Annotated in this window: 1 protein-coding gene; it reads left to right on the forward strand. The window is 61.1% G+C overall.

Annotated features, from left to right (window positions below; genetic code table 11):
- The coding region (locus SB764_RS42170) for a COG4223 family protein (protein WP_410867059.1) at positions 1-257 on the forward strand (257 nt) is incomplete at both ends.

The raw sequence follows: 257 nt of genomic DNA on the forward strand, positions 1-257 counted from the left end.
CCTGACTATCCGGCGGCCAAAGATCTCAGAAGCTTTGCCCAAACCGGCGTGCCCTCGCGTGCCGAACTGATCAATCAGGTTTCCGATGTGGCAAGCGCCGCCGTCGAATCCGCGAACCAGCCGAGCCCTGATCAGAGCTGGTCGGACCGGTTGATGAACAGCGCCAAGTCGCTGGTCAGCGTCCGTCCGGTCGGCAACATCGAGGGTGAAAGCGTAGAGGCGATCGCTGCCCGCATGGAAAACAAGGTTCGAAACGG

This window comes from Paraburkholderia sp. SIMBA_027 (assembly GCF_046535315.1).
GTDB lineage: Bacteria > Pseudomonadota > Gammaproteobacteria > Burkholderiales > Burkholderiaceae > Paraburkholderia > Paraburkholderia tropica.